The sequence below is a fragment of the Brachyspira hampsonii 30446 genome (assembly GCF_000316195.1).
GTDB classification, from domain to species: domain Bacteria; phylum Spirochaetota; class Brachyspiria; order Brachyspirales; family Brachyspiraceae; genus Brachyspira; species Brachyspira hampsonii_C.
This window is the reverse complement of record NZ_JH994111.1, coordinates 1,387,935-1,406,055: the sequence shown is the minus strand read 5'-3', so window position 1 is coordinate 1,406,055 and position 18,121 is coordinate 1,387,935. Positions and strand designations below refer to the sequence as shown.

At 29.8% G+C, this 18,121-nt stretch carries 26 protein-coding genes; 21 read left to right on the top strand and 5 right to left on the bottom strand.

Going from position 1 to position 18,121, the window contains the following annotated elements:
* The first annotated feature begins 85 nt into the window (after window positions 1–85).
* From A966_RS10840 to A966_RS10745, 20 genes are all read left to right on the top strand, one after another.
* Complete coding sequence (locus A966_RS10840) at window positions 86–1,915, top strand: diol dehydratase reactivase subunit alpha (protein ID WP_008725497.1); 1,830 nt, start codon at window positions 86–88, stop codon at window positions 1,913–1,915.
* On the top strand, window positions 1,908–2,267 hold the full coding sequence (locus tag A966_RS10835) for a glycerol dehydratase reactivase beta/small subunit family protein (protein WP_232817771.1): 360 nt from the start codon (window positions 1,908–1,910) through the stop codon (window positions 2,265–2,267). Before A966_RS10840 ends, A966_RS10835 begins: the two co-directional genes overlap by 8 nt.
* Window positions 2,268–2,282: 15 nt before the next feature.
* On the top strand, window positions 2,283–2,681 hold the full coding sequence (locus A966_RS10830; protein ID WP_008725493.1) for a GlcG/HbpS family heme-binding protein: 399 nt from the start codon (window positions 2,283–2,285) through the stop codon (window positions 2,679–2,681).
* A 20-nt stretch (window positions 2,682–2,701) separates the two neighbouring features.
* On the top strand, window positions 2,702–4,096 hold the full coding sequence (locus A966_RS10825) for an aldehyde dehydrogenase family protein (RefSeq protein ID WP_008725491.1): 1,395 nt from the start codon (window positions 2,702–2,704) through the stop codon (window positions 4,094–4,096).
* A 46-nt stretch (window positions 4,097–4,142) separates the two neighbouring features.
* Window positions 4,143–4,676 carry a BMC domain-containing protein gene (locus tag A966_RS13975; RefSeq protein ID WP_008725489.1) on the top strand — a complete coding sequence of 178 codons (534 nt, stop codon included), beginning with the start codon at window positions 4,143–4,145 and terminating at the stop codon, window positions 4,674–4,676.
* 29 nt (window positions 4,677–4,705) lie between these two features.
* Complete coding sequence (locus A966_RS10815) at window positions 4,706–4,978, top strand: BMC domain-containing protein (protein ID WP_008725487.1); 273 nt, start codon at window positions 4,706–4,708, stop codon at window positions 4,976–4,978.
* 22 nt (window positions 4,979–5,000) lie between these two features.
* Window positions 5,001–5,273 (top strand): BMC domain-containing protein, encoded by a 273-nt coding sequence (locus A966_RS10810; protein WP_008725485.1) that lies wholly within the window; start codon window positions 5,001–5,003, stop codon window positions 5,271–5,273.
* Window positions 5,274–5,295: 22 nt separating this feature from the next.
* On the top strand, window positions 5,296–5,604 hold the full coding sequence (locus tag A966_RS10805; protein ID WP_008725483.1) for a BMC domain-containing protein: 309 nt from the start codon (window positions 5,296–5,298) through the stop codon (window positions 5,602–5,604).
* A gap of 27 nt (window positions 5,605–5,631) precedes the next feature.
* A complete protein-coding gene (locus tag A966_RS10800) occupies window positions 5,632–6,387 on the top strand; it encodes an ethanolamine utilization cobalamin adenosyltransferase (protein ID WP_008725481.1) in 756 nt (251 codons plus the stop codon).
* Entirely contained in the window at window positions 6,384–7,019 is a 636-nt protein-coding gene (gene pduL / locus A966_RS10795) for a phosphate propanoyltransferase (protein ID WP_008725478.1), read from the top strand. The genes A966_RS10800 and pduL overlap by 4 nt, the downstream gene beginning before the upstream one ends.
* Window positions 7,016–7,861, top strand: coding sequence for an ethanolamine utilization protein EutJ (gene eutJ, locus A966_RS10790; protein WP_008725476.1), 846 nt, complete (start codon window positions 7,016–7,018; stop codon window positions 7,859–7,861). Before pduL ends, eutJ begins: the two co-directional genes overlap by 4 nt.
* Window positions 7,862–7,863: 2 nt before the next feature.
* On the top strand, window positions 7,864–8,508 hold the full coding sequence (locus A966_RS10785) for a hypothetical protein (protein ID WP_008725475.1): 645 nt from the start codon (window positions 7,864–7,866) through the stop codon (window positions 8,506–8,508).
* 20 nt (window positions 8,509–8,528) lie between these two features.
* Window positions 8,529–8,801, top strand: coding sequence for a EutN/CcmL family microcompartment protein (locus A966_RS10780; RefSeq protein ID WP_008725473.1), 273 nt, complete (start codon window positions 8,529–8,531; stop codon window positions 8,799–8,801).
* 18 nt (window positions 8,802–8,819) lie between these two features.
* Window positions 8,820–10,190: a 4Fe-4S dicluster domain-containing protein gene (locus A966_RS10775; RefSeq protein ID WP_008725472.1), complete on the top strand. Its 1,371-nt coding sequence runs from the start codon at window positions 8,820–8,822 to the stop codon at window positions 10,188–10,190.
* Window positions 10,187–10,732, top strand: a complete 546-nt coding sequence (locus A966_RS10770) for a BMC domain-containing protein (protein ID WP_008725470.1) — start codon at window positions 10,187–10,189, stop codon at window positions 10,730–10,732. The genes A966_RS10775 and A966_RS10770 overlap by 4 nt, the downstream gene beginning before the upstream one ends.
* A 17-nt stretch (window positions 10,733–10,749) precedes the next feature.
* Entirely contained in the window at window positions 10,750–11,064 is a 315-nt protein-coding gene (locus A966_RS10765; protein WP_008725467.1) for a hypothetical protein, read from the top strand.
* 10 nt (window positions 11,065–11,074) lie between these two features.
* A complete protein-coding gene (locus A966_RS10760; RefSeq protein ID WP_008725466.1) occupies window positions 11,075–11,350 on the top strand; it encodes a BMC domain-containing protein in 276 nt (91 codons plus the stop codon).
* Between the two features lie 23 nt (window positions 11,351–11,373).
* Window positions 11,374–11,805 (top strand): cupin domain-containing protein, encoded by a 432-nt coding sequence (locus tag A966_RS10755; RefSeq protein WP_008725452.1) that lies wholly within the window; start codon window positions 11,374–11,376, stop codon window positions 11,803–11,805.
* A gap of 173 nt (window positions 11,806–11,978) precedes the next feature.
* Entirely contained in the window at window positions 11,979–13,013 is a 1,035-nt protein-coding gene (locus tag A966_RS10750; RefSeq protein ID WP_008725451.1) for an RluA family pseudouridine synthase, read from the top strand.
* 98 nt (window positions 13,014–13,111) lie between these two features.
* Window positions 13,112–13,540 carry a PepSY-like domain-containing protein gene (locus A966_RS10745; protein WP_008725448.1) on the top strand — a complete coding sequence of 143 codons (429 nt, stop codon included), beginning with the start codon at window positions 13,112–13,114 and terminating at the stop codon, window positions 13,538–13,540.
* Window positions 13,541–13,591: 51 nt separating this feature from the next.
* On the opposite strand, the gene A966_RS10740 is transcribed toward A966_RS10745, so the two are convergent.
* The 5 genes from A966_RS10740 to A966_RS10720 are packed head-to-tail and all read right to left on the bottom strand — an operon-like array spanning window position 13,592 to window position 17,049.
* Window positions 13,592–14,644, bottom strand: coding sequence for a sulfate/molybdate ABC transporter ATP-binding protein (locus tag A966_RS10740; protein WP_008725447.1), 1,053 nt, complete (start codon window positions 14,642–14,644; stop codon window positions 13,592–13,594).
* A gap of 9 nt (window positions 14,645–14,653) precedes the next feature.
* Entirely contained in the window at window positions 14,654–15,322 is a 669-nt protein-coding gene (gene modB / locus A966_RS10735; RefSeq protein ID WP_008725446.1) for a molybdate ABC transporter permease subunit, read from the bottom strand.
* Between the two features lie 6 nt (window positions 15,323–15,328).
* The gene (modA, locus tag A966_RS10730) at window positions 15,329–16,108 is read right to left on the bottom strand and encodes a molybdate ABC transporter substrate-binding protein (protein WP_008725445.1); all 780 of its coding nucleotides are present in this window, start codon (window positions 16,106–16,108) and stop codon (window positions 15,329–15,331) included.
* A gap of 43 nt (window positions 16,109–16,151) precedes the next feature.
* Window positions 16,152–16,628 carry a MogA/MoaB family molybdenum cofactor biosynthesis protein gene (locus A966_RS10725; protein WP_008725444.1) on the bottom strand — a complete coding sequence of 159 codons (477 nt, stop codon included), beginning with the start codon at window positions 16,626–16,628 and terminating at the stop codon, window positions 16,152–16,154.
* On the bottom strand, window positions 16,600–17,049 hold the full coding sequence (locus A966_RS10720; RefSeq protein WP_008725443.1) for an MOSC domain-containing protein: 450 nt from the start codon (window positions 17,047–17,049) through the stop codon (window positions 16,600–16,602). Before A966_RS10720 ends, A966_RS10725 begins: the two co-directional genes overlap by 29 nt.
* 163 nt (window positions 17,050–17,212) lie before the next feature.
* Between A966_RS10720 and A966_RS10715 the strand changes: the two genes are divergently transcribed.
* Window positions 17,213–18,073: an XdhC family protein gene (locus tag A966_RS10715; RefSeq protein WP_008725442.1), complete on the top strand. Its 861-nt coding sequence runs from the start codon at window positions 17,213–17,215 to the stop codon at window positions 18,071–18,073.
* The last annotated feature ends 48 nt before the right edge of the window (window positions 18,074–18,121 follow it).

Below are 18,121 nucleotides of genomic sequence, written 5' to 3'. Positions count from 1 at the left end.
TAATTGCTATGAAGCTGACAAATATTTTTATTTATATGCAGCTTACATAGCAAATAAAAAATAATTTCTATTTATGGAAGTGCCAATGAAATATATTGCAGGAATAGACATAGGCAATTCTACTACTGAAATTGCAGTTGCTAAGATTAGTGATAATAATGATGTAGAATTTATCTCTAGTGATTTAGTATTTACTACGGGTATAAAAGGTACTTTTTCCAATAAGCATGGTATTTTTGGAGTTTTGAAAAAGAGCTTAGATAAAGTTAACCTTACAATAGAAGATATATCTTTAATAAGAATAAATGAGGCTACACCTGTAATAGGAGATGTTGCAATGGAAACTATAACTGAAACCATTGTAACAGAATCTACTATGATAGGACATAATCCAAAGACACCGGGCGGTTCTGGAATAGGTATAGGAAAAAGCGTACTCTATGACGATATTTCAAATATAAATAAGGGTGAAAATGTAATAATAGTTATTCCTAGCAGCGTAGATTTCAAAGATGCCGCCAATTCTGTTAATAATGCTGTATCAAAAGGTATTAATGTTAATGGACTTATTTTACAAAAAGATGATGGTGTTCTTGTACAAAATAGGATTAATAAAAATATTCCTATAGTTGATGAAGTGCTTCTTATAGATAAAGTTCCTATAGGCATGCTTTGTGCACTTGAGGTAGCTTTGCCGGGTAAAGTAATTGAAACATTATCAAATCCTTATGGTATAGCAACAGTATTTAATTTATCACCTGAGGAAACTCAGTCAGTTGTACCTATAGCCAGAGCTTTAATAGGAAATCGTTCGGCTGTTGTAATAAAAACTCCTGAAGGAAATGTTAAAGAGAGAAGAATACCTGCAGGCAAATTAAAGATAATTGATGCCAAAAAAAGTTTGGAGGTAGATATAGAGGCTGGTGCCGAAAAAATAATGTCTACGATAAATAAAGCTGCAGATATAGAAGATATTATTGGTGAGCCGGGTACTAATATAGGCGGTATGATAGAAAAAGTTAGGCAGACTATGGCTAAACTCACAAATAAAAATAAAGATGATATTAAAATTCGTGATTTATTAGCTGTAGATACTTTTGTACCTAGAAGTGTAAAGGGCGGACTTGCTAATGAATTTTCTATGGAGAGTGCTGTAGGCATAGCAAGCATGGTAAAATCAGACAGGCTTCAAATGGAAATAATTGCAAATGAGCTTAAGAAAGATTTGAATATCAATGTTGAAATAGGCGGAGTTGAAGCTGATATGGCAATACTTGGGGCTTTAACTACTCCGGGTTCTTCTGCGCCATTGGCTATTATAGATATGGGAGCAGGAAGTACAGATGCTTCTTTAATAGATAAAGATGGTAAAATAACATATACGCATTTAGCAGGTGCCGGAAATATGGTTACACTTTTAATTAACTCGGAATTAGGATTAGATGATCTTGAAATGGCTGAGAGAATAAAAAAATATCCTTTGGCAAAAGTTGAAAGTGTATTTCATATAAGACATGAAGATGGTACTGTTCAGTTTTTTAAAGAGCCTTTAGATCCTAAATTATTTGCTAGAGTTATAGTAGTAGAAGAAAATAATTTTGTTCCTATAGATTCTGATATACCGTTAGAAAAAATAAGAATTGTAAGAAGAACAGCAAAAGAAAAAGTATTTGTATTTAATTCTATAAGGGCATTGGAAACAGTAAGTTCTACAGGTAATATAAGGGATATACCTTTTGTAGTATTGGTTGGAGGTTCATCATTAGATTTTGAAATACCTCAAATGGTTATGGATGCTTTATCTCATTATAAGATAGTTGCTGGAAGAGGTAATATAAGAGGTAAAGAGGGACCTAGAAATGCAGTTGCTACAGGGCTTATATTAGATTATGTTAGAGCAATGAGGAATGGCTGATATGGATATACCATCTATTATTATATATAGTTTAGGAAATACAGATTCAAAATTAATGGATCAGATTTTGTATGGAATAGAAGAGGAGGGAATTCCTTATATATTTGAAGAAAAAGATATTGGCGAGTATAGAGATGTAAAAGAGGCATCTTATAAAGCTGCTGTTGCTTCTCAGTTATCTGTTGGGGTAGCTGCTGACAATGAGTACATAGCGGTGCATTATGCTAATTTAGATGAGAATAGTCCTTTATTTTTCTATCCTGTTAAGTCAATGAATATGCAGAATATGAGGAGTGTTGGATCTAACTCAGCTAGACTTGTTAAGGGAATTTATTTTATACTTAATGATTGATTTAAAGGAAATTTTATGGAACTTGGTTTAAATGATGCTTTTAGTATGGCTTTAGAGGCTTTGAAGAAGGCAGGAAGCATGCATGTTGATGTTTGCATTTCCATTGTTAATAGCCATGGTGAGGAGATTTTCTTTTGTAAAATGGATAATGCTCTTAAAATAAGTGAGAAATTGGCTTTTAAAAAGGCTTACAGCAGTATATCATTGAAAGTTCCTACTTCTGAAATAAAGAAACTTATTGATGAGAGTTTATACGGACTTGATACTGCTATGTCTGGTGAGATTGTGATGTTCGGAGGGGGAATTCCTATATTTAAAGATGGTAAATTATTAGGGGCTATTGGAATAAGCGGAGGTGCTGTAGAAGAAGATATTCTTATAGCTAAGTCTGCTTTAGAGGTATTTAATAAATAATTTTTATGGAGAATATAATTATGGATGAGAAATTGATTGAATCTATAGTAAGAGAAGTTGCTAAGAATATAAACATATTGGAATCCAATAATAATAATACAAATACGCTTGGTATATTTGATACTATGAAAGAAGCTATTGAATATGCAAGTATAGCACAAAAAAAATTTTTATGTTCTACTTTATCTGAAAGAAAAAAAATAACTGATTCTATAAGAAATAAATTAAGACCTCTAATTAAAGAGATGTCAGTTATGGCTGTAGAAGAAAGTAAAATGGGAAGAGTTGAGGATAAAATAAATAAAAATACATTGGCTATAGAAAGATGCACTGGTGTTGAAGATTTACATACAGGTGCTTTAACAGGAGATGACGGATTAAGTTTATTAGAATTTTCTCCATTTGGCGTAATTGGTGCTATAACTCCTGTTACAAATCCTACAGAAACAATAATATGCAATAGTATAAATATGCTTGCAGCCGGAAACAGTGTTGTTTTCAGTCCGCATCCTAGTGCTGTAAAAGTTTCTAATTGGCTTGTTGGTAAAATCAATGAGGCTATAATAGAGGCAGGCGGAGAGAGAAATTTAGTAGTTGCCATTTCAAAGGCATCAGTTGAAGAAGTTGATTATATGATGGAGCACCCTAAAATAAATGCATTATGTATTACAGGCGGTATGCCTATAGTTATTAAGGGATTAAAAAGCGGAAAGAAAACTATAGGGGCAGGTGCAGGAAATCCGCCTGTTATAGTTGATGAAACTGCCGATATTGAGCAGGCTGCTGCTGACATAGTTGCTGGTGCTTCTTTAGATAATAATATGCCTTGTATAGCTGAAAAAGAGGTGTTGGCAGTTGATTCTATATTTGATTATTTAATGTTTAATATGGAAAAAAATAATGCTTTTAAGATTTCTAAAAAAGAAGATATGATGAAATTAGAAAAAGCCCTTATAAATCCTGATGGAACTGTAAATAAAAAATTTGTGGGTAAAGATGCTAAATATATATTGGACACTTTAGGTATAGAATGTTCTTATGATCCTAGGCTTATAATCATGGAAACTCATAAAGAACATCCTTTTGCAGTTGAAGAGCTTATGATGCCTGTGCTTCCTTTAATAAGATGTAAAGATTTTGATGAGGCTTTAGAGTTAGCTGTTAAATTAGAAAACGGATGCAGACATACTGCTGCTATGCATTCTAAACATATAGACAGATTAACTATAGCTCCTAGAAGATTGCAGACAACAATATTTGTTAAGAATGCTCCTTCTTATGCCGGTATAGGTTTAGGAGGCGAAGGATATACTAGCTTTACATTGGCTAGCAGTACAGGAGATGGTATTACTAGTACAATAACATTTACTAGAAAAAGAAGATGCGTATTAAAAAATGGATTATTTGTTAGATAAATAATTATATTTTTATATACTTATATACAAGAGGATATTAATTATTATGGAATATGCTTTAGGTATGATAGAAACTCATGGTCATACTGCTGCTATTGAGGCTTTAGATGCAGCAAATAAGGCTAGCAATATCATTCTGCCTTCTATGATGCATGTTGGAAGCGGAAGAATTGCGGTGTCATTTTTTGGAGATGTTTCTGCTGTTAAAGTTGCTGTCGATGCTGGAGTTACTGCTGCTGAGAAAGTCGGTAAAGTTTTGGGCAGTAATGTTATAGCCAGATTGGATAAACAGGTTCTTAATACTCTTTTTTCATATGCATCTTCTGATAATAATACGGTTGAAGATGACAATAAAGAAATAAAAGAGAATGAAGAAAAAAATACTGAAGAAAATAAGCAATTAGAAAGCAATACAGAAATAATTAATGAAAATGCAGACATAAGTTCATCAAATATCAATGCTGAAAATGCATCTTTTTTTGATGAAGATGTTAATAAAAAAACAGATGGTGAAACGGCTTCTAATGAATCTGTTTCAAAGAAAAAGACAAGAAAAAAGAAAAAGAATGATAATCAATAAAATAATAAAAATTATTGGAGGTAAATAATATGGCAAGTTCTATGGCTTTAGGTATGATAGAAACTAAAGGTTTGGTATCAGCAATAGAGGCAGCCGATGCTATGGTAAAAGCAGCTAATGTTAATCTAGTGGGAAAAACATTAATTGGAGGCGGTTTAGTAACAATTATGGTAAGAGGCGATGTAGGAGCAGTAAAAGCAGCAACAGATGCCGGAGCAGCAGCAGCGGCTAAAGTAGGAGAGCTTATCAGCGTTCATGTAATACCAAGACCTCATGAAGAAGTTGAAGGTATTATAAAATAAATAATTATAGGAGGTAAAGAATATGGCAAGTTCTATGGCTTTAGGTATGATAGAAACTAAGGGTTTGGTATCAGCAATAGAGGCAGCTGATGCTATGGTAAAAGCAGCTAATGTTAATCTAGTAGGAAAAACATTAGTAGGCGGTGGTTTAGTAACAATTATGGTAAGAGGTGATGTAGGAGCAGTAAAAGCAGCAACAGATGCCGGAGCAGCAGCAGCGGCCAAAGTAGGAGAGCTTATCAGTGTTCATGTAATACCAAGACCTCATGAAGAAGTTGAAAGTATTATAAAATAAATAATTGTTGGAGGTAAAGAATATGGCAAGTTCTATGGCTTTAGGTATGATAGAAACTAAAGGTTTGGTATCAGCAATAGAGGCGGCCGATGCTATGGTAAAAGCAGCTAATGTTAATCTAGTTGGAAAAACATTAGTAGGCGGCGGTTTAGTAACAATTATGGTAAGAGGCGATGTAGGAGCAGTAAAAGCAGCAACAGATGCCGGAGCAGCAGCAGCGGCTAAAGTAGGAGAGCTTATTAGCGTTCATGTAATACCAAGACCTCATGAAGAAGTGGAATCCTTGCTTCCTAATAATCCTCCTGTTAATAATAGTGATAAACAAGAGTAATATAAACAATAATGTATAGGTTTATTTATGAAAGTTTTAACAGAACAAATGCTCAGAAGTGAAATACTCAATAGAGATGTATCAGAATATTTTATAGAGGAAGGAGTTTTTGTTACGCCTTCTGCTAAAGAATATTTGGCTTCCCGCAAAATAGAACTAAAAACAGTATCTAATAATATTAATATTGGAAGTTCTACATCAAGCCCTAAATCTTATGGTATAAGAGAGATAGAGAATATGGGGTACTATATAGATTATGAAACAAATAAGAGATTGGATACTAAACCTGAAAATTATACTCATTTATATAATAATGTATTAGTAGAAAAGAATCACCCTAGAATAATGTTTAGAGGAAAATTAGACAGTCTTCTTGCTTTGATAATAGATATACAATATGATTTTAAAGAAAAGCATGAGGATAAATTATTAGAATATTTAAAAAAATATCAGAAACTTATTCATACAATATTATATTCTGAGGTTTCAAATAAAGGTTTGGAATTTGACACTATATTCGGCTTGACAGAAGAAGAGATAAGAAAGATATCTCATCACCCTAAAGAGTATTTTGGATGTGATCATATATTTGTTAATTATAATATGCCCTATACTGTTATAAAACTTAATTTAATAAGAACGGCAGTTAGAGAAGCAGAATTAATAGCTTATAATGCTTTGAAAAATGAAAGAGAAGATCTCATAAAATTATTAAATCGCATGAGCAGTGCTATATATATATTGATGTTGATGGCATATACAGGTAAGGATGTAACCAAATGAATGAACAATCGCTTTTGATTAAGAATATATCTGATTCTATTAAGTATGAACTGAGTAAAAGAAGAATTATAAAAGTAGAAATATCTGCTAGGCATGTTCATTTGTCTCAAAAAGATTTAGAAACATTATTTGGCATTGATTATTCTTTAACTCCTAAAAGAGAACTTTCTCAGCCTGGGCAGTATTTAAGCGGGGAGAGAGTTAAACTTATAGGACCAAAGTCTGAAATGCGTAATGTTGCAATATTGGGACCTACTAGAAATGATACGCAAGTTGAATTATCTTTGTCTGATGCTAGGGCTTTAGGTGTTAAAGATGTTACAATTAATGAGTCTGGATATCTTCAAGGTGCTGGAAGTATCATTATTGCTGGTGAGAAGGGACGCATAGAAGCTAGAAATTCTGTTATAATTGCAAAAAGGCATATTCATTTAAGAAAGAAAGATGCTGAAGAATGGAATATAGAAAATGGTCAGATTGTTAAAGTTAAAGTTTATGGTGTTAGAGCTTTAATATTTGATGAGGTTGTTGCAAGGGTAAGTGATAGATTTATGCCTGCTATGCATATAGATTTTGATGAAGCTAATGCATGCGGTTTGCTTAATCAAGGTTATGGAGAAATCATTTTATGAGTTTTTCATTTGAACATGTTAATTCACTTATAGATGAAACTACTGAGTGCATAGAAAAAGTAAATGATTTCAATATAAATGATAAGTTATATGTAGGAGTAGATTTAGGTACAGCATATATTGTATTAGTAGTTGTTGATTCTAATGGAAAGCCTATAGCTGCTGAATTACAATATGCTGAAGTTGTAAGGGACGGACTAGTTGTTGATTATTCAAGAGCTTGTTCTATTGTTAGGGAATTAAAAGGAAAATTGGAAAATAGGCTTGGAGTTGAGCTTATAAATGCGGCTATTGCTATGCCTCCCGGAGTTAATAATAAGTCGGTTGCTACGCATAGATATGTAGCTGAAAGTGCTGGTTTTGAAGTTTTGAATGTTATAGAGGAACCTGAAGCTGCCAATTATATATTAAATATAAAAAATGGTGCTGTTGTTGATGTTGGAGGCGGTACTACAGGTATTGCTATATTTAATGATGGAAAGATGATATATACAGCTGATGAACCTACAGGAGGAACTCATTTTACTCTTACTATTGCTGGTAATTATGGAATTCCTTTTAATGAAGCAGAAAATAGAAAGAAAGATAAAAACAATTCAAAAGAAATATTTAGAATAGTTATGCCTGTTATACAGAAAGTAGGAAGTATAATAAGCAGACATATAAAAGACTATAATGTTGATTTGATATGTTTGGTAGGCGGTACAGTTTGTTTAGATGGATTTGAGAGTATTATAGAAAAAGAAACCAATGTGCATACTATAAAACCGAAAAATCCTTTTTTAGTTACTCCTTTAGGTATAGCTATGAGCTTAGTAAATAATAACAAAGGCTTAGAGTAAGTATGGACGATTTAACATTAAAAAAAATTGTATTAGAAGTAATAAATCAATTAAATAAAACTTGTATAGATTCTATATTTGTTCTGTCTGATAGTTTTTGTTTTAAAAATGAATTAGAAAATATCGGATACAATTTAAATATAGCATCTTCTGCAAATGATATTAATATTGATAGTTACTCTGCTGTCATAATAGATGATTTATCAGCAGAGATTTTATCATGCATATCTAATATTCTATACAAAAATGAAAATGTTTCTTTTATAATTAATGCTTTATTATCCGGTAAAAAGGTTATAGCCTTAAAGAATAATGAAAAATTTGATAATTATAAAAATACTGCTTCTAGTCAATTATTCTCTAAGTTATTGGAATTAGAAAATACAGCTAAATCTTACGGACTTATTATATTGGATAAAAGCAATTTTTTATCATACTTTAGAAAATACAAAAAAATAAATGATGATAAAAATATCATTAGTTCAGGAAATTGTTTTAATTTTCAAGATAAGAAAGTTATTACTAAAAGCGATATAGTTGATATTATTAATGATTATTCAAGTATAAAAATCAGCAGTAATGCAATTATTACTCCGCTTGTTATGGATTATATTAAAGAAAATAAAATAAATATTCTATATGAATAAATAATAAAGAGGGATTATCAATGGTATTAGCAAAAGTAATAGGAAGTGTATGGGCTACTAAAAAAGAGGAAGCTTTATCCGGAAGCAAACTTTTAATAACTAGAGTTTTTGAACCTGATACCAATAAAGAATTAAATATTGTTGTGGCTTGTGATTATATAGGTGCTGGTATTGATGATATAGTTATTATTACTTCAGGAAGCGGTGCTAGAAATGCTCAGGGAGATAAAAATATGCTGCCTATAGATGCAGTTATAGTTGGTATAGTGGATCAGGTAGATTTAAATAAATAAAAAAATAAAGGTTTATATATGAGCTTGAAAGAAAAAATATATAATGCTGGTATTGTGGGTGCCGGCGGAGCTGGTTTTCCATCACATATAAAACTTCCGGAAAAAGTAGAATATTTAATAGCTAATGCAGCTGAATGTGAGCCACTTTTACAAACGGATCAATTTCTTATGCTTAAATATGCTGAAAAGATAGTGAAGGCATTGTCTATTATAGGTAAAGAAATATCTGCAGAACATATAATCATAGGAACAAAGAAAAAGTATGTGAAGCAGATAAATGCTTTAGAAGAAGCTATTAAAAAAGAAAATGTTCCTATAGAAATAAAAGCATTTAAAAGTTTTTATCCTTTAGGTGATGAGCAAACTTTAGTATATAATATTACTAAGAGAGTTATTAAAGCAGGTGGTATACCTTTAGAGGTTGGATGCGTGGTATTTAATGTTGCTACTTTATGTAATATTTATGACAGCTTAAGCGATAAACCTGTAATTTCAAAATATATGTCAATATTAGGAGAAGTTGAAAATCCTTGTATTGTTAAAGTGCCTATTGGGGCGAATTTAAGAGAGATCCTTCATCAAGTAAATGTAAAAGATGATAATAAATATGTGATAGTAGGAGGTCCTATGATGGGCAGATATTATCATATAACTGAAACTAATAATCTCTATGTTAAAAAAACAACAGGTGCATTGATAGTTATTGATGAAGATCATTATTTAGTAAAAAAGAAACAAATAAATTACTCTAAAATTGTGGCTATGGCAAAATGCTCTTGCATACAATGCAGTGCATGTTCTGAATTATGCCCTAGAAATTTAATTGGTCATAAAATTAATCCTCATTTAGTTATGCGTACAGTTGCTTTTGCCGATTTGGAAAATATAGAAAATAATAGCGAACATACTTTAGATAAACTTAAAGAAGCAAATTTCTGCTGTGAATGCGGAATATGTGAGCTTTATTCCTGTCCTATGGGCATAAATCCTGCTAATATGAATATATATGTTAAATCTCTTTTAAGAAAGGCTAATATTAAACCTGATAGGAATGTAAAAGATCATGGAGTACATCCTTCTATAGAGTATAGGAGAGTATCAACAAATAGATTGACTACTATTTTAGGATTAGATAAATATTCTCATGTTGAAGCTGACATGGATAATCCTAAAGAAATAAATGTTTCAAAGGTATCTATAGAATTAAGACAGCATATAGGAATGCCTGCTGAAGCTGTTGTACAGGTTGGGGATTCAGTTAATGAGGGACAAATTATAGCTGCAGTACCTATGGATAAAGTTGGGGCTAATATACATTCTAGTATAAATGGTATTGTAGAGTCTGTTGATACTGAAAAAATAGTTATAAATGGGGGAAGTGTTAAATGAAGTCTATAGGAATGATAGAATTAAATAGTATAGCTAGAGGTATATTAGTTACAGATCATATAGGAAAAGCTGCCAATGTTAAAATTTTAAGATCCCATTCTGTATGTCCAGGAAAATATATTGTTATATTCTGCGGAGATGTAGGGGCGGTGGAGTCATCTAAAAAAGCTGGTATTGAAATAGGCGGTGTTTCTGTGATTAATTCTTTTGTTATAGCTAATATTCATGAAAGTGTAATAGAAGCTATTAATGGTACTTTGTATGATTTTCCTAGAGAGGCTATTGGTGTTATAGAATATTTTTCTATAGCTTCAGCTGTACAAGGGGCTGATGATGCTGCTAAGGCAAGTGATGTTTCTCTTGTTAATGTAAGGCTTGGTTTTGCTATAGGAGGAAAATCATATATTACTTTGACAGGTAAGGTAAGTGCTGTTGAAGAAGCGGTTAAAGCAGGAATGAAGAGGGCTGAAGATGAGGGACTTATAGTTGATTATTGTATATTGCCTTCGCCTATAGATGAATTATATAATTCTATTTTATGATTTTGGGAGTGTATATTATGAATAAAAATAAAATAGTTTATAATACTCAGAATATTCATGAACTTATAAATTGTAATTCTGATACTATATATGTGCCTTCTAATGTTATTTTTACTCCAAGTGCTATGGATATTATAAGATCAAAGAGAATAAAAATAGTATATGGTGATGAAAATTGTAATTGCAGTAGTAATGATATTGCTGACAAGAATAATGATACTGCTGAAATAGTTAAGCAGACAATAAAAATTTTGGTGAATAAATGTAATATAACCGATGAAAAAATTATAAAAAATGTTATAGTTGAAGTATTAAAAAGGATTAATTCATAAAAATTTTTAAATGGAAAATTTAAATTTATCTATTGGAATAATAGAAACTACAGGATATATTGCTACAATTAGTGCTTTGGATACTTTATTGAATGCATCTGATGTTAAAGTTATAGATAAAGAACTTATAGGAGCTGGAATAGTTGTTATAATTATAGCAGGCAGTATATCTAACATTAAAGAGGCTGTAAAAAGTGCTGAGACGGCTGTAGAAAAATTAAATGCTAAATGCCGTCATGCTATTATTGCAAAGCCTCATGATGATATATGGAGTATCATACCTTAATATATTAAAGGAGTTTTACCGTTATGGAAGATATAAAAAATATTGAGTCTATTGTAAATAAAGCTGTTTGTGATTTTCTGCATACAGGTACTGCTTCCGGATATAAACTAGATGCTTCAAATAATCATAAAAAAACATTAGTAAAAAAATCAATCTCTGATATAGATTCTAATAAAATAAAGTATGAAGATAATTCTTATGTAACTGATGTTTTTAATGAGTATGAGAGATGTCATTTAAAATGTTTATTAATGGAATTGAATAATACAGATATGCAATGCGTGCTTGGATATGATGAAATGTATGTTGTTTTGGAAGGAACTCTCATTATTCATTATGAAGGAAGAAAAATTGAAGTGAAAAATGGTGAAATTGTATCTGTATTTAAGGGGGATTCTGTAACTTTCTCAACTCCTTTTTATACTAAATTTTTAAGAATCATCAATCCGAAATAATAATTTTTTATTATTAATAGTATAAGCTCGCTAAAAAACATCTAGCAGCTTTTTTAATCAGTTGCTAGTTTATTGTTTATATCTTTAAAATTAATATGTAATTTTTATTAGTAATATTAGAAATAATAATAAATATTTTGACAAATCTTTATACTCTTAGTATAATCATATTCATGAAAAAGAAAAAAAATAAATTGAATGAAAATATAGAAGAATTATATAAAAAATCTGTAATAAGAAAATGCCGCATAGAAGAGGATATCGAAGAAAATACAAGATTAGATAAATATATGGGAGAGAGATTTTCTTATTATTCAAGAAATAAATGGCAGGATTTAATAGGGCAGGGTTTAGTTCTTCTTAATAATAGTAAAGTGAAGTATACAAGAACTGTCAAAAAAGGCGATGAGATAGCTTATCATATTATAGGAATGAAAGAGCCTGAAGTTGATAAAAATGTATCTATAGTATATGATGACGGAGATTTAATAGTAGCGAATAAACCTGCTAATTTGCCTGTTATACCTTCTGGTAAATATTATCATAATACACTTCATACAATAGTAAAAAATATGCTCAATAGCAATATAAATATGCTTAATAGAATAGACAGAGAAACCAGCGGATGTGTAGTTCTTTCAAGAAGCAGCAAATCGGCATCGAATTTCTGTGCTATGCTTGCAGGAAGAAAAGTGAATGGAAAGCAGTATAAAAGAAATTCAATAAAAAAAACATATATTGCTCTAATAGAAAATGCTAAAGATATAGAAGATAAATTTACCGTTGAAGGCTATATGCTTGAAAGCGGACATGAATATTACAGAAGATTTCAAACACTTCATAAAGAAAATATAGAAGGCTCAAAATATTCAAAAACTTCTTTTAAAACCATAAGAAGAATTGGGGATTATGCTATTGTTATGGCAAGACTTTATACGGGAAGAATGCATCAGATAAGAGTGCATTTATATTCTAAAGGTTTTTTTATGATAGGTGATAAAATATATGGAAAGTATGGTCCTAAAGTTTTTGATGATTTTATAGAAAAAGGTATTATTCCTGAAGGTTTTTTCAATAGACAGGCTTTACATGCCTATAGTCTTAAATTTAATCACCCAATCACTGATGAAATAATCAAAGTAAAAGCTCCTTTACCCAAAGATTTAAAAGAATTAATAAAAAAAATAGAAAATATTGTAAAAAAATAGTAAAAATATTGTAAAAAAACTTGACAAATATACTAAAAGTGCTATACTTATAATTGTAAAGATAATTTACATATATCAATATTTAAGGAGAGTAAATCATGAAAAAATTATCTATCTTTTTAGCATCATTATTTATTTTATCAGCTTCAAGCCTTTTTGCTGATATGGTGGTTCCGCCTTCAGCATTGCCTCAGCAAGCATCAGCATTTATACAAAGAGTATTTCCTGGAGCTCAAATTTGGAAAGTTGAAAGAGACGGAAGAAAATTTGATGTGCAGTTGTCAAATGGTGTGTCTATAGACTTTTTAGGTAATGGAGATTGGGATAATATAGATAGTGAATATGCTCCTATACCAGATGCTGCTTTTCCTGCTGCTGTTATACAGGCTGTAAGAAATGCATATCCTCAGGCTGCTATAATTGATGCAGAAAAAGAGTGGGGAAACTATAAATTAAAATTAAATAATATGATGGAGCTTATGGTAACAGGAAACGGACAGATTATGAGACAAAAATTTGATGATTAATTGATGATGCATTTTTATAAAAGCGGCTGGATTTTATCCTGCTGCTTTTATTTATTTTAAAAATATTATGTCATTACTTTCAAAACCTAAATTTATTTCTTTTCCAAGTTTATAATCATTTTTATATTTATCCTTATCGAGCCTCCAAGTTATTTGGTTTTCGCTGTTTACCGGCACTAAAGTTATAATATATGAAAACATATCTTCTGTAATATTTGTTATTTTTGATTTTATATATATATCACTTTTTTTATCATCATCATAATCAAAAAAAGAATAAGGACGCATTCCTATATAATTAGCATTTTCTATATTTTTTAGATTATTATTTTCAATAGTTAAATTAATATTCCAATCAATGCATTCTATTTTGCTATTTTCTAATATTTTTATTCTTGAAAAATTTTTATATCCTGTAAGAAGTGCTGAGAAGTATGTTTTAGGATTTTCAAAAAGGTTATATTTAGAATCTATTATATCGAATTTTCCTTTATTTATTATTCCTATATTGTCTGATAGTCTGTAAACCTCATCTCTGTTATGCGATACAAATAAAGTAGTGCCATCAAACTCTTTTATAGCTGATAAAATAAATTTTTCTAGTTCCCATTTTATATGATAATCTAAAGCACTCAAAGGCTCATCAAGCATTAATATACTAGGAGATGATACAAATATTCTTGCTAATGCAGTTCTTTGCTGTTCTCCTCCTGATATTTCTCTTGGCTTTTTATTTTTAATATCATATATAAAAAATTTATTCATTATGCTTTTAATGTCAATATTATTTTTTTTATCTCTTATACCGCATTTAATATTTTCTTCAACTGTCATATTTGGAAATAAAGCATAATTTTGAAATAAAAAACCTACATTTCTTTTTTGAGGTTTTATATTAATATGTTTCTTAGAATCATAAAAAACATTTCCATTAAATTCTATATATCCGCTGTCAGGTTTTTCAATTCCTGCAATACATTTTAAAGCCATACTTTTACCGCTTCCAGATGCTCCGAGTATAGAAAATACTTCTCTTTTTACTTCAAACTGCAAGTCTAAATCAAAATTAGATAGCTTCTTTTTTATATCAACTATTAAACTCAATATAAAACCTCATAATCTTTTTTTTATACTATCAGAAATAGGCAGTATAATATTCATAATCATTATGCTTATAAATGATATTGACACAATTATCATAACCCATTTAAAAGCTAGTTCTCTGTCTCCAGCCTGAACTGCAGTATATACGGCTAATGACATAGTTTGTGTTTTTTTTGGTATATTTCCTGCTATCATTATAGTAGCACCAAATTCTCCCAATGCCCTTGTAAATGATAGTATAGTACCTCCAAGTATAGAATGCCAAGTATTTGGAAGTATTACTCTCCAAAATATCCAATTTTCTGATTTTCCTAATGTTCTTGCTGCATTTATTATGTTTTTATCGATTTGCTCGAATGCACCTTTTGAAGTTCTATACATTATAGGAAATGATACTATAAATGAAGCTAATACTGCACCTCTTAATGTAAATACAAAAGGAAATCCTAATTTACCAACTATGCCTCCTATAAAAGAATTTCTTCCAAACAATAATAATAGAAAAAATCCCACAACTGTAGGAGGAAGCACAAGCGGAAGTGTAAATATTATATCAAAAAGAGATGAAAATTTTTTAATTTTTACTACTATAATAGCTGCGTATATTCCTATAAAAAAAGTTATTATTGTGGAATATAATGCTGTTTTTATAGATAAAATTAATGGAGAATATTCCATGTTTATTTATTGTATTACAGTAAAACCGTATTTTTTGAATGTTTCTATAGCTTTGTCATTAGATATATAATCTATAAACTTTTTAGCTTCTTCTTTATTTTCTGAAGATTTTACTATAGCTATAGGGTAAATAACTTTTTTATGACTGCCTTCAGGAGCTTCTGCTATTATATTTATATTTTTTGCTATTTGTGCATCGGTAGCATAAACTATACCAGAGTCAACTTCTCCTGTTTCTACCCAAGAAAGTACATTTCTAACATCAGAACCGTAAACTGCCTTTTGTTTAACAGCATCAAGTATGGATAAATTACTTAATATTTCTTCAGAATACTGTCCTACAGGCACGCTTTTTGGTTCTCCTAATCCTACTTTAGTAATATTTGAATTTGTTATATCTGTAAATGATTTTATATTTAAATCTGAATTACTTGGAGATATTAATACAACTTTATTTTCAAGCAAATCTTTTCTTGTATCTGCATCAATTAAGTCTTTTTCTTGTAAGGCATCCATTTGTTTTTGTGCTGCCGAAAAGAAAATATCAGCCGGTACTCCTGCTTCTATTTGAGTTTGTAAAGCTCCTGATGAAGCAAATGAGAATGTAACAGTTGTTCCTGTTTCTGTTTTATAATTGTCAGCTAATTCTGTAAGTACATCAGTTAAACTTGCAGCAGCCAATACTAATATTTCTTTATTTTCTGTATTAGTTTGTGCAGTATTTGAAGAACCGCATGATACAAATAAATAAGATATTAATAAAGTTATAAATATTATTTTTTTCATAGCAACACCTTTAAAATTATTTTATTTTTTATATTAAAAATATTTAATGCCCTTCACCTTTCATCATACTAATGATATGTTCTAGTAAAGGTATCAGTAAATTAGTGCAGTATTCAGCACCTTTTTTGCTTCCGGGAAAATTAACTACAAATACATTATCATTAATCCCTGCATATCCTCTTGATAAAGCAGCAAATATTGTGTCTTTTATTGACTCTTGTCTTAAATAATCAGATATTCCTCTTACTTCTTTTTTACAAAATGCCTCTGTTGCTTCAGGAGTTACATCTCTTTGAGATAAGCCGGTTCCTCCTGTAGTTATTATAATATCAAAGTTATTTTTATTTTCATTTAAGGCTTTTAATATTATATCATATTCATCTGGAACTATTATTTTTTTTATATTTTCAATTTTATCTTTAAAATTATCTTCAAGAGTTTTTACTATGACAGCACCGGATTTATCTTCATATATGCCTTTGAAAGCTCTGTCAGACACAGTAATAACAAGTATCTTCAATTTTTATTTCACCGCCTTTAACAACTCTTACAAATATACCTTTTTTCGGCATAATGCAGTCGCCCACTAATTGCTTTATATCGCATCCATTATGACATGCCTTTCCTATTTTAGAAACTTCCACTATAGTATCTCCTATATACATTTTTGTTCCTATAGGCAGTTTATAAAGCTCAATGTCTTTTGTTGTTATATTTTCTGCAAAATCACCCGGTTTGAGATTGGCTTGCATTTTATCATTTGTGTATTCTATATCTTCAATGGCAAGCAGAGAAACTTGTCTGTCTTTTAACTTATTAAAATGGGCATCATTAAGAACGCCTTTATCTTCTACCAAAGTTATACTTTCTACAGGAGTTTTTATTGTACCTGTTTCTTTGGATATATTTAATGAAATTAGTTTGAAATATTTCTTTTCCATAATGCAATTCTGCTTATATTTAATAAAAAAGTATTATTATTTAGAAGTTTATACAAAAAAATAAAATATTCAATATAAATATAATTTTTTTTTAGAATTTTATTTAAAAATTACAAAAAATTTATTATAATATTATAGAAACTATTTGTAATGAGAAATGAAAATGAATAATAAGCAAATATTAGATAAGGCTTTGGAACTTGTAAATAATAATATAGAAACAGAACTAATAAAAATACTTAAAATATCAGGATCTGCTCCAAGAACATTAGATGCCTTTATGATAGCTTATAGAGAAGATAATAAAGAGAAAAATATTGGTACTATAGGCGGAGGTTTATTGGAATTTGAAGCTTTAAAAGATGCTTATGTATTTTTAGATAATAAAGAAACTTCTAATAAAAAATATAATTTAACTCCTCAGGAAGCTGGCGGAATTGGTATGGTATGCGGAGGAAGTGCTGAGATATCATTTATATATTTAAATAATAATAAAGATATAATAAATAATATAAAAAAAGAAATTGAAGATAAGGAAAGCAATGTTTATATATTCGGCGGAGGACATGTATCTTATGATTTGGTAGAAGTTTTGTATAGAATAGGTTTTAATTGTATTGTTATAGATGATAGAGAAGAGTTTGCAAATAAAGATAGATTTCCTAATGCTAGTAAAATAATAGTAGAAGATTATGAAAATGTTTTTGATAAAATAAATATTAGTGATAAAGATTATATAGTAATAGTTACAAGAGGACATTCTCATGATTATATAGTTGAAAAAAATGCTTTAAAAACTGATGCTTTATATATTGGAATGATAGGAAGTAAGAATAAAATAAAAACATTGCATGACAGATTAAAAAAAGAAGAAAATTATACTGATGAAAGTATATCGAAAGTGCATGCTCCAATAGGGATAGCAATAGGTGCAGAGACTACAGAAGAAATAGCAATAAGTATAGCAGCAGAACTTATACTTGTAAGAGCAAAAGCAGAGAATAGAAGAAAAATAAAAAATTAATTTATTATCAATTACAATGTTATTCGGAAAGTATGAACTATAAGTATT

Bases quoted from the DNA above. Each gene is read 5' to 3' on its own strand.
- A966_RS10715 (WP_008725442.1), top strand. From the start codon at position 17,213: ATGAATAATAAGCAAATATTAGATAAGGCTTTGGAACTTGTAAATAAT.
- A966_RS10825 (WP_008725491.1), top strand. From the start codon at position 2,702: ATGGATGAGAAATTGATTGAATCTATAGTAAGAGAAGTTGCTAAGAAT.
- A966_RS10775 (WP_008725472.1), top strand. From the start codon at position 8,820: ATGAGCTTGAAAGAAAAAATATATAATGCTGGTATTGTGGGTGCCGGC.
- A966_RS13975 (WP_008725489.1), top strand. From the start codon at position 4,143: ATGGAATATGCTTTAGGTATGATAGAAACTCATGGTCATACTGCTGCT.
- A966_RS10770 (WP_008725470.1), top strand. From the start codon at position 10,187: ATGAAGTCTATAGGAATGATAGAATTAAATAGTATAGCTAGAGGTATA.
- A966_RS10840 (WP_008725497.1), top strand. From the start codon at position 86: ATGAAATATATTGCAGGAATAGACATAGGCAATTCTACTACTGAAATT.
- A966_RS10765 (WP_008725467.1), top strand. From the start codon at position 10,750: ATGAATAAAAATAAAATAGTTTATAATACTCAGAATATTCATGAACTT.
- A966_RS10785 (WP_008725475.1), top strand. From the start codon at position 7,864: ATGGACGATTTAACATTAAAAAAAATTGTATTAGAAGTAATAAATCAA.
- A966_RS10815 (WP_008725487.1), top strand. From the start codon at position 4,706: ATGGCAAGTTCTATGGCTTTAGGTATGATAGAAACTAAAGGTTTGGTA.
- A966_RS10720 (WP_008725443.1), bottom strand. From the start codon at position 17,049: ATGGAAAAGAAATATTTCAAACTAATTTCATTAAATATATCCAAAGAA.
- modA (WP_008725445.1), bottom strand. From the start codon at position 16,108: ATGAAAAAAATAATATTTATAACTTTATTAATATCTTATTTATTTGTA.
- A966_RS10830 (WP_008725493.1), top strand. From the start codon at position 2,283: ATGGAACTTGGTTTAAATGATGCTTTTAGTATGGCTTTAGAGGCTTTG.
- eutJ (WP_008725476.1), top strand. From the start codon at position 7,016: ATGAGTTTTTCATTTGAACATGTTAATTCACTTATAGATGAAACTACT.
- A966_RS10835 (WP_232817771.1), top strand. From the start codon at position 1,908: ATGGCTGATATGGATATACCATCTATTATTATATATAGTTTAGGAAAT.
- A966_RS10805 (WP_008725483.1), top strand. From the start codon at position 5,296: ATGGCAAGTTCTATGGCTTTAGGTATGATAGAAACTAAAGGTTTGGTA.
- A966_RS10780 (WP_008725473.1), top strand. From the start codon at position 8,529: ATGGTATTAGCAAAAGTAATAGGAAGTGTATGGGCTACTAAAAAAGAG.
- A966_RS10800 (WP_008725481.1), top strand. From the start codon at position 5,632: ATGAAAGTTTTAACAGAACAAATGCTCAGAAGTGAAATACTCAATAGA.
- A966_RS10745 (WP_008725448.1), top strand. From the start codon at position 13,112: ATGAAAAAATTATCTATCTTTTTAGCATCATTATTTATTTTATCAGCT.
- A966_RS10760 (WP_008725466.1), top strand. From the start codon at position 11,075: ATGGAAAATTTAAATTTATCTATTGGAATAATAGAAACTACAGGATAT.
- pduL (WP_008725478.1), top strand. From the start codon at position 6,384: ATGAATGAACAATCGCTTTTGATTAAGAATATATCTGATTCTATTAAG.
- A966_RS10755 (WP_008725452.1), top strand. From the start codon at position 11,374: ATGGAAGATATAAAAAATATTGAGTCTATTGTAAATAAAGCTGTTTGT.
- modB (WP_008725446.1), bottom strand. From the start codon at position 15,322: ATGGAATATTCTCCATTAATTTTATCTATAAAAACAGCATTATATTCC.
- A966_RS10810 (WP_008725485.1), top strand. From the start codon at position 5,001: ATGGCAAGTTCTATGGCTTTAGGTATGATAGAAACTAAGGGTTTGGTA.
- A966_RS10750 (WP_008725451.1), top strand. From the start codon at position 11,979: ATGAAAAAGAAAAAAAATAAATTGAATGAAAATATAGAAGAATTATAT.